Annotated in this window: 15 protein-coding genes; 6 read left to right on the forward strand and 9 right to left on the reverse strand. The window is 50.7% G+C overall.

The features are described from left to right. The first annotated feature begins 21 nt into the window (after window positions 1–21). Window positions 22–501 (forward strand): carboxymuconolactone decarboxylase family protein, encoded by a 480-nt coding sequence (locus P40081_RS01460; RefSeq protein ID WP_042132833.1) that lies wholly within the window; start codon window positions 22–24, stop codon window positions 499–501. Between the two features lie 71 nt (window positions 502–572). On the opposite strand, the gene P40081_RS01465 is transcribed toward P40081_RS01460, so the two are convergent. From P40081_RS01465 to P40081_RS01485, 5 genes are all read right to left on the reverse strand, one after another. Then, entirely contained in the window at window positions 573–1,400 is an 828-nt protein-coding gene (locus P40081_RS01465) for a carbohydrate ABC transporter permease (RefSeq protein WP_042132834.1), read from the reverse strand. 12 nt (window positions 1,401–1,412) lie between these two features. After that, a complete protein-coding gene (locus tag P40081_RS01470) occupies window positions 1,413–2,294 on the reverse strand; it encodes a carbohydrate ABC transporter permease (protein WP_042132835.1) in 882 nt (293 codons plus the stop codon). Between the two features lie 234 nt (window positions 2,295–2,528). After that, window positions 2,529–3,329 carry a response regulator gene (locus tag P40081_RS01475; protein WP_042132836.1) on the reverse strand — a complete coding sequence of 267 codons (801 nt, stop codon included), beginning with the start codon at window positions 3,327–3,329 and terminating at the stop codon, window positions 2,529–2,531. A 27-nt stretch (window positions 3,330–3,356) separates the two neighbouring features. Next, the gene (locus P40081_RS01480) at window positions 3,357–5,129 is read right to left on the reverse strand and encodes a sensor histidine kinase (protein WP_156118504.1); all 1,773 of its coding nucleotides are present in this window, start codon (window positions 5,127–5,129) and stop codon (window positions 3,357–3,359) included. Between the two features lie 262 nt (window positions 5,130–5,391). Then, the gene (locus tag P40081_RS01485; protein WP_231575264.1) at window positions 5,392–6,723 is read right to left on the reverse strand and encodes an ABC transporter substrate-binding protein; all 1,332 of its coding nucleotides are present in this window, start codon (window positions 6,721–6,723) and stop codon (window positions 5,392–5,394) included. Window positions 6,724–7,012: 289 nt separating this feature from the next. On the opposite strand from P40081_RS01485, the gene ald reads away from it, so the two are divergent. From ald to P40081_RS39975, 3 genes are all read left to right on the forward strand, one after another. Continuing rightward, entirely contained in the window at window positions 7,013–8,146 is a 1,134-nt protein-coding gene (gene ald, locus P40081_RS01490) for an alanine dehydrogenase (RefSeq protein WP_042132837.1), read from the forward strand. Window positions 8,147–8,368: 222 nt separating this feature from the next. After that, entirely contained in the window at window positions 8,369–9,637 is a 1,269-nt protein-coding gene (locus P40081_RS01495) for a PucR family transcriptional regulator (protein ID WP_052421626.1), read from the forward strand. A gap of 984 nt (window positions 9,638–10,621) precedes the next feature. Beyond that, a complete protein-coding gene (locus P40081_RS39975; RefSeq protein ID WP_076243468.1) occupies window positions 10,622–10,720 on the forward strand; it encodes a helix-turn-helix domain-containing protein in 99 nt (32 codons plus the stop codon). Between the two features lie 48 nt (window positions 10,721–10,768). Here the strand turns inward: P40081_RS39975 and P40081_RS38125 are convergent, their stop codons facing one another. Both P40081_RS38125 and P40081_RS01510 read right to left on the reverse strand, forming a co-directional pair. Continuing rightward, a complete protein-coding gene (locus tag P40081_RS38125; protein ID WP_144026044.1) occupies window positions 10,769–10,996 on the reverse strand; it encodes a helix-turn-helix domain-containing protein in 228 nt (75 codons plus the stop codon). After that, window positions 10,942–11,286 (reverse strand): sigma-70 family RNA polymerase sigma factor, encoded by a 345-nt coding sequence (locus P40081_RS01510; protein ID WP_042132839.1) that lies wholly within the window; start codon window positions 11,284–11,286, stop codon window positions 10,942–10,944. Before P40081_RS01510 ends, P40081_RS38125 begins: the two co-directional genes overlap by 55 nt. A gap of 239 nt (window positions 11,287–11,525) precedes the next feature. On the opposite strand from P40081_RS01510, the gene P40081_RS01515 reads away from it, so the two are divergent. Together P40081_RS01515 and P40081_RS01520 are read left to right on the forward strand one after the other, a co-directional pair. Further along, complete coding sequence (locus P40081_RS01515; RefSeq protein WP_042132840.1) at window positions 11,526–13,247, forward strand: DUF4127 family protein; 1,722 nt, start codon at window positions 11,526–11,528, stop codon at window positions 13,245–13,247. Window positions 13,248–13,380: 133 nt separating this feature from the next. Next, on the forward strand, window positions 13,381–14,106 hold the full coding sequence (locus P40081_RS01520; protein WP_052421627.1) for a hypothetical protein: 726 nt from the start codon (window positions 13,381–13,383) through the stop codon (window positions 14,104–14,106). 9 nt (window positions 14,107–14,115) lie between these two features. On the opposite strand, the gene P40081_RS01525 is transcribed toward P40081_RS01520, so the two are convergent. Together P40081_RS01525 and P40081_RS01530 are read right to left on the reverse strand one after the other, a co-directional pair. After that, complete coding sequence (locus P40081_RS01525) at window positions 14,116–15,735, reverse strand: response regulator (RefSeq protein ID WP_042132842.1); 1,620 nt, start codon at window positions 15,733–15,735, stop codon at window positions 14,116–14,118. Further along, window positions 15,710–17,566, reverse strand: a complete 1,857-nt coding sequence (locus tag P40081_RS01530) for a cache domain-containing sensor histidine kinase (protein WP_042132843.1) — start codon at window positions 17,564–17,566, stop codon at window positions 15,710–15,712. The genes P40081_RS01525 and P40081_RS01530 overlap by 26 nt, the downstream gene beginning before the upstream one ends. Window positions 17,567–17,665: the final 99 nt, after the last annotated feature.

The following is a 17,665-nucleotide window of genomic DNA, read 5'->3' on the forward strand; positions in this document are numbered from 1 at the left end:
CCCAATAGGAGGAGTATAGTTATGGCACAACGTGTGAATTATATGCAGCAGTCCCCGGAGCTTTTCAAGAAGTTTCTCGATTTCAGCATGGCCTTGAAGAACAGCTCTATTGAGGAGAAAATTGAAGATCTGGTGTCCATCCGGGCTTCACAGATGAACGGCTGCGGCTTCTGCCTGGACATGCATGTGAAGCAGGCCAAGATTAACGGCGAGAGTGAACTGCGTCTCTATCACATCTCTATCTGGCGGGAATCAACACTGTTCTCTCCGCGTGAACGGGCTGCACTCGCCTGGACGGAGGTACTGACCAAGCTGCCGGAGCACGGCGTGCCTGATGAGCTGTATGACCGTGTCCGTGGACAGCTGTCCGAGCAGGAAATCTCCGATCTGTCCTTCTCCATCATGGCGATCAACGCCTGGAACCGGGTGAACGTAGGCTTTACCACCGTACCGGGTTCATCTGATGCGGCATATGGCTTGACCAAAGCAGGGTTGTCGTAACTGAAGAAAAACTTAAAAGGAGCTAGGCCACCGTACGATCTGTGGCATAGCTCCTTTATTTATAGGCGGGGTCAGCCCTTGACCGCTGAGCTGGCCACACCTTCAATAATGTATTTCTGGCCGAGCAGGAAGACGAGGATCATGGGAATGATTCCGGCTGTTGCAGCGGCCATCATGCCGTTGTAGTCGACATTGTTCTCCAGGATGAAATTCTGCAGCCCGAGCGGGACGGTGAACAGATCATGGTCAATCAGGAAGACGAGCGCATTCTCATAGTCATTCCAGTGCCAGGAGAAGTCGATGATGGCCAGCGTGGCCAGCGACGGCTTAGCCATCGGCAGGATAATGCGCGAGAAGATACGGAAGTGGCCTGCGCCGTCGATGAAGGCGGCCTCTGAAATTTCATGAGGCACGGAGAGGAAGAACTGCCGCATCATGAATACGCCGAAGATGGTGAACATTCCGGGCAGGATCAGCGCCCAGTGGGTGTTGTAGATGCCGGCCCAGTCGAACATGATGAATTTGGGCACGAACAGCACCTGCGGGGGAACCATCATCATGGACAGATAAACCATGAACATGGTGTTCCGCCCTTTGAACTCAATTCTGGCAAACCCATAAGCGGCTAAGGCGGACAGGGATACGGCACCTATAGTGCTCAGAATAGCCACCTTAAGGGAATTCAGATAGTAAGGCACGAAGCTGCCCTGACCGGTCCAGACCTTAACATGATGGCTCCAGTTGAAATGGCTGGGAATCCACTGGACCGGATATTGAAAGACCTCGGCAGGTGTCTTGAATGAAGTGCTGATCATCCAGATGAAGGGTACAATCATGACGATGCTGAAGAACAGCATGATGAGTGTGGCAATGCTTTTGGTAACTACGGCTTTATTCATGTTCTCAGCTCCTTAGTAGTGAACCCAGCGTTTCTGGCCCAGCCATTGAATCACGGTGAAAATCAGAATGATCAGGAACAGGGCCCAGGAGACCGCTGAAGCATAGCCCATTTCGTAATAGCGGAAGGCATTCTGATAGATGAACAAAGATAACACGGTGGTGCTGTTCCCCGGTCCGCCCTGCGTGATCGCCTGAATGATCCCGAACTGCTTGATCGACATAATCAGTCCGGTAATCAGCAGCAGGAAGGTGGTCGGACTAACCAGCGGCCACAGGATACTGCGGACCGTCTGCCAGGTGCGGGCGCCGTCGATTTTGGCGGCTTCCAGCAGCTCCCCTGACACTTCCTGCAGGGCGGCCAGATAGATAATCATGTTATAGCCGAGCATGAACCAGATCCAGATGATGTCGATCGCATACATGGAGGTCTCCATGGTGGACAGCCAGCCGGGCGGATTCGCGATGCCGACCGAGCGGAGAATACCGTTAATCGGCCCGTTGTTCGGATGGAACAGCAGCATCCAGACAAAGGCTACAGCGACGCCGCTTGTAATATAAGGCATGAAGTACAGGGCGCGGAGCAGCTTTTTCAAATACACGGACCGGTTCAGCACAACGGCAACGATGAACGCCAGCCCGATCGAGACCGGGACAGAGACCAGGAACAGCAGTGTGTTCTTGATAGCGATATAGAATACCTCATCCCCAAGCATCCGCCGGATGTTGGCCAGCCCAATAAACTTGGTATGGGGACTCATAAACTTATAGTCTGTAAACATGAGATAGAAAGAATAGACGGCAGGTATGATGAAAAATAAAATCACGCCAATCATATTTGGCCCGATAAACAGATAGCCCAGGTACTGCTGCCGCTTCATCCAGGATGCCTTCACATAGCCCCACTCCTTTAGGTCTTTTGATTACTTTGATTACACTACAAGCATAACAAGCGATCTAAGAGGGGTTAAGGAACAAAACCAACGACTTCATGCTACAGAAATATACATTTGCCCCGTATCGGCGGGCGGCCCGATCGTAGTTTTGTTCTATCCCGGTTCACAGCAAACAGCGGCATTCCCGGAAGGAAGGCCGCTGTTTAGTAGAGCTAAGCGTTTATTGAAGCCAGGCTATATGCTTACAGATTCTGTATTATGCCGCTGAGTATGCCGGTACTGGCTCGGCGTCTGCGCAGTGAGGCGTTTGAAAATTTTGATGAAATAGTTATCGTTGACGAAGCCGACCCGGTTGCCAATCTCGTATACCGGCAGATCGGAGTGGATCAGGAGCCGGATGGCCTGGTCCACCCTTATCTGATGCAGATAATGGATCAGGGTCTGGCCGGTTTTCTTTTTGAACAGGGTGCTGACATAATTCTCGGCCATCATGACATACTGGGACATCGACTTGACGGTAATATCCTCATCATAATGGGCGTGCAGATACTGGAGGATCTTCTGGATCTCGGGATGGCTGGTGATCTCCTCATGAGGCAGCGGCAGGGGAACAGCAGAACCGGGCGGGCCCGCGTTTGCCTTGCGGTTCTCCTGGCTCTTCACCAGTTCATTATTGATCTTGCGCAGTGTGTCGCGCAGTGAATTCACACTCATGGACAGCTTCAGGATATAGTTGGAGGCCCCGTATTCCATCGCCTGACGTACATTCTCGAAATCGCTCATACAGGTAAGCATGACGAAGCGGGAATCGTAGCCCTCTTCACGGGTTCTGCGCAGCAGCTCGACGCCATCCATCTCCGGCATGACAATATCCGAAATCACCAGATCGGGAGCATCCTGCCGGATCATCTCCAGCGCTTCTGCACCATTGCCCGCTTCTCCGCTGACAGTGAACCCGAGCTCTTCCCAGGCAATAATCTCGCGGACGCTCTCCCGTACAAAAACCTCATCCTCGACCAGCAGTACTTTCCACATATGTGATTCCCTCCCGTATAAATGCGCTTAAGCCGGATGTTCGTTGCCGTAAGGTGCAGACAATAGAAGCGGTATAGTGAAGCGGACGGTGACACCTTCACCGGTGGAGAGAACCTCCAAAGTCCCCTCTTCGCGATAGAGCAGCCGCAGGCGCTCCTGAATATTGCTCAGCCCGATACCCGGACGCTTGCGCGGGACCTTGTTCAAACCTGCCTGCTCCATGCCTACGCCGTTGTCCCTGATCTCTACAATCAGCCGGTTCTCTTCGCGGTGCACGATCAGCTCAATCAGGCCGTTGCCGGGCAGTCTGCTGATCCCGTGAATAATGGCGTTCTCGACCAGCGGCTGGAGGCTGAGCTTGGGAACCAGCGCATACAGAACATCCTCGTCGTAGCGGCAGGTTAATTCGAATTTGTGGGCGTAGCGGACCTGCTGGATATGGACATAGGCCTCTACAAGCTCTATCTCATCCTTCAGGTGGATCAGGTCCTTATCGGTATTTAGACTGGCCTCCAGCAGCTTGCCGAGCGACAGGGTCATGTTTGTAATATCCTCATTGTGCTCACGGATGGCAATCCATTTAATTGTATTCAGCGTGTTCAGCAGGAAGTGGGGATTCGTCTGGGCCAGCAGCATTTGAAAATGTACAGCCTCTTTCTGGCGCTCCTCGGCCTTCAGCTTCTGGATCAGCAGGTGAGTATCGTCAAGCATGGTATTGAAGGTCCGGGTCAGATCCAGGATCTCCCCGCTGAATTTATGCTCCGGCAGGCGGATCTTGAGGCTCTTCTGCACGGCCGCCTTCATCTTGTTCTGCAAATGGGACAACGGGCGTGTGATGGTCGTAGCAATCACGAAGGTCATCATCAGGAAGATGCTCGTCAGGACAAAGAACGTAATAAAGTACTGCTGCTTCAGCCCTTCGATCTCCACGAACAGCACAGACAGCGGAATCCGGTTGACGATATACCAGTCCAGCGATTCCACATAAATGTAATTAATCAGCGAATTCGAATCCTTGTCGATAAAATACTGCTGTCCGGGCTGCCCGGCGAACCCTGCCTTCACCTTCGCAGATAAAAGACTGCCCGGAACGGACTGGGAGATATCTTCTCCCGAGCGGGTAATCAGGAAATACTGCTGCTCCAGATCCGACTGCTTATGAATGGAGCGCAGCCAGTACGTATAATCGATGCTGATCCGGGCCATTCCGTAAGGCTTGTTCCGGGCATCCTCCAGGTATGCGTACAAGGATAGAAGGTAGGCGCTGGTGGAGACATCGCGCAGCACGTAGTTGGTATCATTGGGCACCCAGTGATAAGAGCCGGTATTCATCTGGCCCCGGTCAAACCCGGGATTGGCCTTTAGATCCGAGTAGATCAGCGAATCCTTGGGCGGATAAGAGGTGTATGCGCTTTCAGTTAAGTCCAGAATCATGAAATAGACCGAAGGATTGTACAGGAAGAAGCTGTTGTTCAGGTTCTTGAAAATATTCTCCATCAGCCGTTTATTCTCCAGCTCATTACGCTGTCCGGGATGGAGCAGCACGGACTTGACGGTGTCATCCTGCTTCAGGAACAGCAGCGTCTTGAAGGCAATGCTGATCTGGTCCTCCAGCGTGCGGTACATCTGCTCCAGCTGGTAGTGGCTTTGCTGGCTGATTTTCTTCTGGACCAGTGTCTCAATGCGCTGGTAATTATACATATTCAATGCGCCGAAGGGCAGCAGAATCAGACATACAAAGGCGGTAAACAGGCGGTATTTCAATTTCTGGGGAATCAGAATTCGCATGAGCTTTGACACACGGCTGCACCTCCAAACACGATTGCACCTGCCCGGTCCGGGAGGATAAGGGTCTCTATGGTTTAGATTATAGCATAATAAAAAAGCAGCACAGCCAATACCTTAAATTGCATGGTTTTGTTCCAGCGGGCACGGATTGCCTGCTATAAATACATAGTTTTGTTCTATTACTGTTGCTTGACAAAAAGAAAAGGAGGCGCCATTGATCCTCTGGCAATCCTCCCTGGTTGTACATGTGCTTTCACAATTGTAATTTCTGCCGCTACTTGTTCTGCTTCAAATATTCGTTATGCCGGGTTACCATGGCCTGCACCGTCTGATCCAGTGACTGCGAATCGAGGAAGTATTTCTCGTATTCCTGTGAGCGCAGATCCATAACCTCCTGAGGCAGACTGCGTACATAGGTCGGAGTCTGATTGTCAAACATGACATACATCAGGGAATCCAGATCGTAGGAATCGCTTTTGTCGCCAATGAGACTTTTCACCGCATCATCCTGATTGGCATCCTTCGAAGCCGGCAATCTTCCGCCTGCTGCCATCGGTGACATGCCGCCATCGGAATACCATTTCAGGAATTCCCAGGCCGCTTCCTGCTTCTTGGACTTGGCATTAATGGAGATATAATCACCTAATCCCCCGCGGGACACATAATCATCCGCAGCTTCGGCAAGCCGGGGTACCGGCGCGAAGGCAATGGTGAAATCACGCGGGAAATCCGTGAAGTTATTCGAGCTGCGCAGCAGCCACGCCCCGATATTGAGCATCGGTACCTCTCCGCTGAGGAACACCTGCTCGACCGGCATTTTGGACGTCAACTGCTCGCCAAGCGGCGGTGTGGTCTTATCGTCCTTCATCATTCCGTTCAGGGTTTCCAGCCATTGCTTGACGAGCGGATGATCCAGATTGGAGGTGCCGTCGGCCTTAGTGTAGCCCTCCTGGGAGAGCACGGAGTCGATAGGGTCTACGAACGGCTCCATATTCTGAATGAATCCGTACTGGTCGCCGGTCTTCAGCTTCTTCGCATATTCACGCAGCTCATTCCAGGTCCATTCCTTCGGAACCGGCAGGTTCGCCGCGTCAAGAGCCTCTTTGTTCAAAGCGATGAAGAACGGGCTTTTGGTAGTGGGAACGCCGTAATACTTGCCGTCAATCTTCCAGCTCTCGGCGTCAAGGCCCATTTTCTCGTCGATATTGTAATCGGTAAAGGTACTTAGATCCAGCGCCAGACCCGATTCTACCCGCTTGGAGGCATGGGAGATCGTATAGTTCACGAATAAATCCACATCCTGCCCGGTGATCATGGCCGTATCCAGCTTGAGGTTCCCGTCGTCGTCATTAATAAAGCGTACATATTCCACCTGAATTTCGGGATGCTCCTTGTTCCAGTTATCAATGACCTCCTGCGGTCCGGATTCCGGCGGAACGCCGCCCCACATTTTGAGCGTTACCGGGCTTGCAGATGTTGCCCCATTGCCTTTGGTAGGGCTTTCATTATTGGCTGCTGATGAATTGCTGCTGTTACCGCAGCCTGTAGCCAGGCCCATTATAAGAACGAGTGATGTAATTCCGGCGATCCAGCGTGTTTTTTTCAAAAGCGACAACCTCCCTGTATAACTGTATAGGCTTGCAAATCAAGAATAGCAGATCGCAAAAAGCCTCAGAAGTAACAAAAAACCTGAGAATATGGAACATAACTTTACATTTCACCGGCTGGATGCTGCTCTTGTGCAAGGAAACGTTCTATCTCACGGTTATATCATCCCATTGTGTAAAAACACAATCATGGCAGATAATGTTTTTCTTTTTACCCAAAATGCCGCAGGAAATCGTATGTTATGATTCTTTACATAAGAGATCCACACAAGACGGGAGCGAATAACAATGATTATTGGTGTACCTAAAGAAATTAAGAATAATGAAAACCGTGTAGCGATTACCCCTGCTGGAGTGGTAAGTCTGGTAGCCGATGGACATAAAGTACTGGTTGAAGCCGGAGCCGGCGCGGGCAGCGGATTCCTGAATGAGGAATATGCCACAGCCGGAGCAGAACTGATTGCAGAAGCCGCAGCGGTCTGGGCTGCCGCTGAAATGGTTATGAAAGTTAAAGAGCCGCTCGAAAGCGAATATGGTTACTTCCGTCCGGGTCTCATTCTCTTCACTTACCTGCACCTTGCTCCAGAGCCTGCCCTTGCAGCTGCCCTGAAAGACAAAGGCGTATTCGCCATCGGCTATGAAACTGTAGTGGATAGACGTACACTGCCGCTGCTCACACCGATGAGCGAAGTAGCCGGACGCATGTCCGTGCAGCTCGGCGCACAGTTCCTGCAGAAGAACTACGGCGGACAAGGCATTCTGCTCTCCGGTGTTCCCGGCGTAAGCCGCGGTAAGGTTAGCATAATCGGCGGCGGCGTGGTAGGTACTAATGCAGCTAAAATGGCGATCGGCCTTGGCGCAGAGGTTACCATTGTCGACCTTAGCGCGGACAGACTGCGTCAGCTGGATGATATCTTCGGTTCTCAGATCAGCACCCTGATCTCTAACCCATATAACATTGCCAAAGCTGTTGCTGAAGCAGACCTGCTGGTAGGCGCAGTGCTGATTCCGGGGGCTAAAGCTCCTAAGCTGGTTACTGAAGAAATGGTCAAAACCATGAAGCCTGGCTCCGTCATTGTAGACGTGGCCATTGACCAGGGCGGTATCGTTGAAACGATTGACCGTGTCACCACACATGATCATCCTGTATTCGAGAAACACGGCGTTCTGCACTACTCGGTAGCAAATATGCCGGGTGCCGTGGCCAAAACCTCGACCATTGCTTTAACCAACGTAACGGTTCCATATGCGCTGCAAATTGCAAATAAAGGCGTGTTCCAGGCGATCGAAGACAATGCCGGCCTGAAGAGCGGTGTCAACGTAGCCAACGGAAAGATCACCTGCCAAGCCGTGGCAGAAGCTCTTGGGGAAGAGTACTTCACGGTAGAGAAAGCAGTAGAACAAGAGTTCACTCTGATCTAGCATATAGAGCTTACAGATCACACAAGAGTAGAGGGGTACCACCTTACAGTCCGGCGGGCAATCGCCGGGCTATTTTTATGCAGACTGAATGTCCATGTTAGGTTTCCTCCGTGTTTCTTGGATGTTCCTATAGGCAACTGCCAAGCGGTGTAATATAATGTAATCAATTCTACAGAGAAATTGATTAAAGCTTCTGTTATTCTTCAGGTTGGGGTGGGCACATTGACAGAATCAGAGCATACATTTGACCGTTTTTTTGACAGCATGGAATCCCTCGCGGATACCATCAGCGAATCGCTTCAGTCGCAGGTGACGATTGAGGACAGCAACCATCATGTGATCGGGTACAGCTCCCATCAGTTTGAGAGCGATCCGGCCCGTATCTCGACCATTATCGGCAAAAGAGTTCCGAATACGGTGATTATAGGCCTCCGCAAAAAAGGGGTCATGCATGATCTGGAGAATACCAGCCACCCCATCCGCATTCCTGCAGTCATGGAGGTAGGTCTGGGCCCCCGCTTGGCTATGTGCATCAAACACCAGCAGGAGATTCTCGGCTACATCTGGGTGGTGGACCGCGGGAATCTCGCCGAAGGCCATGCCGAACGGATTGTCGAAAAAGCCGCAGGCATTGCCGGGCGTTATCTGCTGAAGCAGCGGGGCTGGAAGACGAAGCAGGAGAAGACATTCGAGGATTTCTTCTGGAAGCTGCTGACCTCGCATTATGAGAGCGAGCTGCGCATCCGCCAGGAGGCGGAGGCCGGGTCCATTCTGCTGCCGGAGAGCTATTATATCGGGGTACTGGAGAGCGATAAGCCGGTGGATGAGCATTTCCTGCAGAATTTCCGCCGGATTATGGATGCCTATGCCGGACAGCGGCTGCTGTTCCAGACTGCCGAGCAGAACCGGCTGATTATTCTGTTCTCGTTTGTGTTCCCGGTGGAAGGGACGGAGCGGCTGTCCTCGTTCGTGCAGAAGCTGATCCGGGATATGGGCGCAAGCGAAGGCTGCAGGCTTAAGGCCGGCTGCAGTCCGGGCTACCGCGAATATACTTCTGCGGCCGCCGCTTACCGCGAAGCGCTGCAGATTCTGGAGATTAAGAAGCTGCTGCCTTATCACGCCCGTGAGCTGCTGCTCTATGAAGAGATTGGCTTCTGGGCCTACCTTCCGGCCATTCTGGAGCAGAAGCGCAGCCGCACACGGCGCAGCGCTCTGCTCTACCCGCTGAAGGAGCATGACCGCGAGCATAAGAGTGATTTCCTCAAGACCATTGCCGTCTACCTGACGATGAACGGGAATCTGAAGGAATCGGCCGCCTTTCTGCATATCCATACCAATACATTAATGTACCGGCTGAACCGGATCGCCGAGATTACAGGCAGGAGCCTGAAGGAAACGGATTACCGTACATCCATTTATCTCGATATTCTGACCGAGGAGACCGCGCAGGTGAATGGCTGGTTCCAGGAGACGCCCGGGTTCAAGGAGTAACTGCCTCTGCTTCCCATTTTCACAAATATAGATTGAACAATAGAACATATTATCTATGAAAATATAAAAAAACCAATCCATTCCGCCTGTTTTCTGTCAGTTGCTTCTGTGATGTCAAGGTTCTCGAATGCACGAATGGTATGAGCGGCTGGGCTGCCTTCGCAGTCAGAGCTTATTTCATCGCTGCTCAAGTAGCCGGTGCCTGCTCATAATAGCTCCATATAACTAGAGAAGCAAGGACCAGGATGTCTTATCATCCTATCCTTGCTTCTTTGTGTTACAGTCAGGGGCCGAGCAATAGAGTACCGATAAACATGAAGGCGAAATAGATAAACAGGGCAGATATGTTGGCAAATATAAGTAAACCGTCAATTCTTGATTCAGTTTTCCGGTAAGCTAGCACACCAGACAATATCCCCACAGGAGGTAGTACAAAAGTGGATATTATACCAGTTCCGTTGAACCAGGAATCATCAAAAACAAAAACCGTATCGATGATAAACAGGAGAACGGCCACACAAAATGTAATTACCGCTATATTTCGGAATAATCTGGCGTTCATCAAGCTTCAACCCTCTCTTTAAATGCCTAATTATGTAAAATAATAACATTAATCACTCCAACGGTCTATTCTGAGTAGGGATTCAAGCAATACAAAGCAGCCTGATCATTGAAGTCCGATATCGAACATCATGGAACAGGCTGGCTCTTTATTGAATGACGACTATGCTTAATCCTTAATCTTCTTGATTGTTTCATTAAGTTCACTGACAGATCTAGCTTATCAAGCTTTTCACCTAGGGTCTGCAGAATATATCATTGAGGGCAATGGTCTGCTGAATTTATCCAAAAGCTTTGGATAATGCTTTAAGTGTTCCCAAGCATATATGCACAAAAAGATCCTATAACTCGAAAACGTCTTTACTCATGCGGCATTCCTCATATCCACCAAACAGCGCATGATCAGCCCGCTCCCTCAGCTTAATGGTAAAAGTCTTGACCAAAGCTCTGCATATCCATACCAACACATTAATGTACCGGCTGAACCGGATTACCGTACATCCATTTATCTCGATATTCTGACCGAGGAGACTGCGCAGGTGAATGGCTGGTTCCAGGAGGCGCCCGGGTTCAAGGAGTAGTCTCTTCATGTGCAGATATAAATTCAAGAAACTCCACGATAATTTCTGAGGCGGCCTCTTCATCGGGTAACCGGGCATACTGGCTCAACTTCTGTATATCTGGCTGGAATAATTCAAGGAGCTGCAGCATCGCTGCGGCTTCTTTATTTTTGGCCGCTTGGATCAGTCTTGTAATTTCGTTGTCTGAGATAGCTGGTGGATGATCTTCTTTTTCCATTTGCTCACCGCCTGTTGGCTCATATTGAATTGCTTGGCGACCTCCGCTTCGCTGTACCCTTCCAGATAGAGGTTATATAAGATGGATTTTTCAAAAGCAGGCAGGCCTTCCGTGAGCTGCTCAATCATTATTTTGTTCTCGGAAGCTTGAGTAAAGGTTGTTCCAGCCTGTATATTGTCAAAAAGCGGAGATTCCAGCCGTCCGGCCTTTTTAGCCCTATACTGTACTCTCCAACCTATCCGGCAGAGTTCATTCCGGTAGCGTTCATATACCGTTTGTGCTCTATCCAAAGCGGATTACCCCTTTCTGGAAATAAAAATAATAATATGTATATATGGGCGTGTATGATGATTATCGATGAATAAATAGGAACATATGTTCTGTTTTATTGTATCATAGTTGAATAGATGGATGCCAATATTGGGAAATTTAATATTTTTTTATTTTCAGGTTGTATTTTAGCTGCCTAATTTACCTTATAAGTGAAGGCATCCGGGCCTATCTGCTACTCAGAGGGAGCTTGATACAAATGAAGAAGGTGCTATACGTACCATTGGATGACAGACCCGTCAATCTGGACGATGTTATGACTCAAGGGAAATCGGCAGGAATCCATGTAATCACCCCGCATGTAAATGATCTTAGAAACCGTCTGGATTCGCACAAGACATCATCGGGGACCACCTTACTAACGACATCTTCACCGGCATATGGAGACACCGCCCGCATCCGGAAATTTATTCTTCATCATGCAGCGTCTGCAGACGGCTTTATAATCTCTACGGATATGCTCGCCTACGGGGGCCTGATCGGAAGCCGCCGTCTCCGGGCGGACGCGGGGGGAGCTTATCCGGCCTATGATCCTGAGATCACGAACCTGCTGGATGTGATCCGTTTAGTGAAGCAGTCTTATCCGGACAAGCCGGTGTATGTGCTGGATACGATTATGAGGCTGGCTACAACGTCTTTTGCAGAAGGTCTGGACTTGGCGGCCTATACAGAATCACGCAATTTCATGCTTCAGCCGCGAAGAAGCTTTACGCAGTTTGCCGATATTCTCAGAGGATATAATCTGTCTCCAACCGGTTCCTATGGCAGCACGGCTACTTTCGATAAAGAACAGTATTACAATACGAGACAGCATAAGTTCAAAACGAACCATTACATTCTGGAGAAGCTGGCGCAGGAGGGATATATTGATTTTCTTGCGGTAGGTGTGGATGATGCCAATACTCAAGGGGTGCAGATTAACGAGATTCACTTTGTAGAAGAGTGCATTAATGGCTGGCTCGGCGGCATGAATGGTCAAAATCCGGAGCGTGCAATCATTCTGCCGGATGCAGACGGACTGGGACAGGCGTTATTGGCGCGTATGGCGAATCAGCTCTATCGTAACGGGGCGAAGACGGAGTGTGCCGTTCAATACTTCGGACCCCATGGCTCTACCATTACGAGTCCGTATGAATATATGGATGTACATCAGAACATTCTGCGTCATGTGGACATTGTGGGTGCAGCGTCTGAGTCTGTGGGCGGTTCAGCTGCCTTGGAGATTATCGCGGTTACCGCTGCGGATCAGACGCCGGCTGCGGTTGACCGCCTTGCGGCTAACCACGCCAATGGTGTTCTGTCTGTAGTGATTGATTTTGTCGGCAGCGGTGCAGCGGATGCTGCGGTAACTGAAAGTCTGCTGGGCAGCCGGCATACCGGAAGTATATTAGGATATAGCGGCTGGAATACGCCGGGTAACAAAATCGGGATAGCGCTGGGCATGGGCCAGGCCCGGTATGCATTGTTGGTTACCGAGACAGATGCGGCGGCGCTTAGCTCTGCTGTTAACGCTCACGGGTCGCTTTTATTCAAACGCTTCTTGAAAGATTACTATTACAAAAGGCTGGCTATTGGTGAAATCCGGGAATATTCAAGAGCCCATTCGTTATATGTGAATGTCGCTGCGATTGCAGATCAAAATATGCTTTTGTTTAATAGTCCGGAAGACTATTCTCATTTACAAGCTCTGCTGAGAGAGCGGATGCAGACACATACGGCCACCCTTGGCGGGACAAATGCATTCCTTATCGGGAGTCCTGAACCAGCCTGCAGTATCCGTCAGATTAGCGGAGCTGCCTGGTCATTTGCGGAATATTCCAGTGCGGCACTTCATTACCATGATCCCGGTTATATTTGGGGCCGTGCTTTTGAAATTACTTTGAAGCCTAGCCTAACCTTACACAAGAAGCGCAAGAATTAATATAATTATTGAAGATAAGACCCCACTCTGTGGGGTTATTTTGTGCTGGGCGCAAAGTCCCACGCACCAATATGAGGCCCGACACGTACAATAACCTATATTTCATGACAAGAAGATGAAGGGGGGAAGCAGGATGGGGTATGGATACACGGCTCCTGCGAATCCGGCATTCGAGATTAAAATGCGGGGGGAGATTATCGCTGCAGCCAGAGCGATGAACGCCGGGGGGACGGACTTCTCGACATTCAAGAACTCCCGCTGCAATCCAAGATATTGGAATCGTACGGCGGGCGGCGGTTTTGAATTGAAGGCAGGGGTTAGCCCTTCTGCAGCAATCAATGATATTTTTGTAAATGGACAGCTGTATGCCTTCGAATGCGCAATGGCGATGGTAATGATTCTATATAGAGCGACCATCAGTATGATCGGTGAGAATGCCTTCGACCGCTACTTCACCGATCTGTACCTGTGGGACTGGAACTATGACAGCAATCTGAAGATGATCACCACCTTCAATCCGTCGGAATTACAGCCGGGGGATGTAGTCTACTTCAAGAATCCCGATCATGATCCGGATAAGCCGGAGTGGCAGGGGGAGAATGCGATTATGCTGTCGAATGACCGCTTCTACGGGCACGGGCTGGGTATTAAGAGCGCCTCCGAGATGATCACTTCACTCAACAGGGAAAGAGTACCGGGCAGCCGAACTTCGGCTTACCTGGCGGATGAGGGGCTTCACCCTGACTTTGCCTATATAGCTACATTAACTACGCGCTCTAACCTGCCGGTATCCGGGAATCGCAGAGCCAGCACGGCCATCTACTCCAGAATAGGCGTCAGATCCTATATCATCAGATAGAGATCAGCATCACTGATTTTGTTCAGAGCGGTATTTAAGCGGATGCAGGCCAACGATTTTTTTGAAAACCGTACTGAAGTAATGGGGATTCTCATAGCCCACGAGTTCGGAAATCTCCATTACTTTAAGGTCTGTGCTTGTCAGCAGCTCCTTCGCTTTGCCTATACGGATCCGGGTGATATAGTCGGTAATCGTCTCACCGGTCTCCTTCTTGAAGATCAGACTGATATAGTTAGGCGTCAGGAATACCTCCTCGGCAATTCTGGAAATGGAGAGCTCAGAGGCGTAGCCTTCCTGGATAATAGAATGGATTTTGCTGATGATCCGGCTGTTCTTGGAGGTGTTCTTGCCTGCTACATACGCACTTAAGTCATGAAAAAGCGACAGCATATACGCCTTCAGGCCGGTAATATTCTTCTGAAGGTACAGCTTATCCATAATTGTAATCCGGTCACTCAGTACCAGCCGGGTATCCTCATCAATCTCATACAGGGCCCTGGCGGAGGTGAAAATCATCTCGGCACAAATACTCTGCACATATCCGATCTGCAGCTTGGGTCCGGCCAGTCTGGTGAACAGCTGCTCCATCAGCTCCATGACGGTGCCCGTATGGCCTGCCTTCAGTTCATTCATGAGCCGGGCCTGGAATTTATAGAAGAAAGTGCTCTCCAGTGTCTCCGTTTCCGGCTGGATATCCTTAATGTAGAGGACAGAGCCGTGCCCGGTATAGAATGTGTACACCAGCGCGGCCAGCGCATCCTTATAGGAGTCCTCCAGCTGGCCGGCCAGGGGACAAGCTCTGCCAATGCCGGCCGAGGCATCCAGCCGCAGATACTTGCGGATATTACTGATAATCTGCCCGCATACTTCTGAGATGGAAGAGGGCGAGGGATCGTCTGCCGGGCAGAAAAGCATAATGAACTCGTTCTCGCTGGCGACGAAGCTGATGGAGCACGGGTGGCTGACCAGACACTCATTGATAATATTTTGAATGGAAAAATAGAGCAGCTGCTTGTATTCCTCCGAGAATTTGTCCACTGCGCTCTGGTATTCATCCAGCTGCAGTACACAGGCTGTCAAAGCTGTCCCCCGCTTGAAGGGGAGGGCGAAATAATCGATTTTCTGCCAAATTTCATCCTCGTTCCGGTATAGGCCGGCAATCAGATTCTGCAGGAACTTGTCGCGGATCACCGGCATGCTGTCCTGCAGCTGCTTCCTCAGCTGCTCTACATCCATCTGATGCTCACGTTCTCCCTTAAGCTTAGCGACAACCTGATGGAAGACCTCCCGGACCTCGGGTAATTTCACCGGCTTCAGAATATATCCCTCGGCATTCACCTTCAGCGCGTCCCGGGCATAGGAGAAGTCCTGGGCGCCGCTGATGATAATGATTTTGGTAGGACTGCCTGCTTCCCGCAGCTTCTCGGCCACCTGCAGACCGCCCATCAGCGGCATCATAATATCGGTGAACAGAATATCCGGTGCAAGCTTCAGGCATAATTCATAGGCCTCCAGCCCGTCAGACGCCTCCCCTATAATCTCAATTCCGAATTCCTCCTGCCATTTGAACACGTGGATCAGACTGCTGCGGATAAACGGCTCATCATCCGCTACGATCATCGTTAACATCTTCACTCACCTCATCCCATATAGTCACCACCGGAAACCGGATCACCGCAAGCAGGCCGCAGCCATCCTCGGTATTAGCGTAATAACGGATTCCGTAAGACTCTCCAAAAAACTGCTGAATTCTCATATGCACATTACGGATACCATAGGACTGGTTGCCCGGCTGCGGATGGGTTAGCAGCAGGTTCAGCCGCTCCGGGTCTGCCCCCACGCCGTCGTCAAATACCGAAACGCTGAGAATCCCCTGTGAAGTGTCGACTCTGATGCGGATTCTGCCTTGACCCCGGCGCTGCTGAATGCCATGAATCAGGGCATTCTCAACCAGCGGCTGCAGGCTGAGCTTGACCACCAGGCATTCCTCCAGCAGCTTGGGGTCCGTCTCCTCGAGTTCATATTCCAGCCTATCCCGGAAACGGAACTGCTGAATCTCCAGATAGCTCTCCACCTGCCGCAGCTCATCGCGGAGCGGGATGATATTCCGTCCCTTGCTCAGGCTGTACCTGAAGAAATCCGAGAGGGAGGTAACCATGTTGCTGATCTCGGGAATATCGTGATTAATGGCGATCCAGTTGATCGAATCCAGGGTGTTGTAGAGAAAATGCGGGTTGATCTGGGCCTGCAGGGTCTGGAGCTCGGCTTCTTTCTTGCGCAGCTCGGTCACATAGAGCTTGTCAATCAGCGCCTTAATCTGCTGGAGCAGCTTGTTATAGCGGTTGAACAAGTAGGCGAATTCATCCTTGCGCCTGTAGCGGATGGTAATGTTGAAATTTCCGCTTTCGGCATGCGACATCGACTGGATGAACTTACGGATCGGCGCTGAGATATTCTCTGACAGCAGCAGGGCCATCATGAGCGAGACCAGCATACAGATGCCGATCACGATATACATCACCCGGCGGAAGGCGGCTAATTCTCCGTTAAGCTCACGGACAGGCGAGAACGAGAGAATGGTCCAGCCGGTGTTGTCGATGGCCCGGTAGGAGACAAGCATATTCTCACCGCCGATCATCTGGTGAAAAGAATGCAGACCCGCAGAACCGTCAGCCGGAGCGTTCATCTTGCTGTAGTAGTCCTGTGTGTTGATGTTCTGCCCGATCAGGGCCGGCTCCGGACTGATGGCGATCGTACCGGTTCCGTCTGCGATATAGACCTTGCTGCCGGGCGTAGGCTTGTAATGCTCCAGCAGTGTGCTGAATTCAGCTACAGGAATGTCGATGGTGAGCAGTCCGACAAAGGGCAGCTGTGCATGCCGGATGCCGAACAGGCGCCTTGCGAATTTAAGAGTGTACTTGGAATCCAGAGAGCTGAGTCCGACGACAGTGAAATCGGATTGGGCCGGAATGCCGAGATACCAGGGCTTCAGAGAGATGAGATCGATATTGAATACACGTCTGGAGAAGTTATATTGGGTATATTCCGGGCGGTTCAGCATATAGAGCATAGGGACAAAGCTGCTTCCAGACGTACCGTTCGCGGGGAAATTCTCGAGAATTTTGCTCAGGGCAGCCAGCTCATTAATGATTCCGCTGCTGTCCGTGGGCCGGTTAGAGGAGATGAGGTCAGCAAATTCTGAATTAAGATAGAGCGATACCATGGATTTATTGGCGGCCTCGAACCGCTGGGCCAGATTGTCCTGAACGAGATTGAAGTTGTTCTCAATGGATGTATTAACATTGCGGGTGATAATATCGGCTGATTTGTTATATACCGTCACCGATATAATGGTTGTCGGAAGCAGGACGAGGAACAGGAAGTAGAGAATCAGCCGGCTGCGGATGCTGAAATTATACAAGAAGAGGGTCCGCGACAACGTATCAAACAGCTTCCTCATTGGAGCCCTCCCCCGGCATCCCGATATTTGCGGCTTGCCATTTATCAGGTATTGTTGGAAAATACCAATCAATAGCTGGTATACATTGTAAAACGCAAC

It is taken from the genome of Paenibacillus sp. FSL P4-0081 (genome assembly GCF_000758565.1).
GTDB classification, from domain to species: Bacteria; Bacillota; Bacilli; order Paenibacillales; family Paenibacillaceae; genus Paenibacillus_AQ; species Paenibacillus_AQ phytohabitans.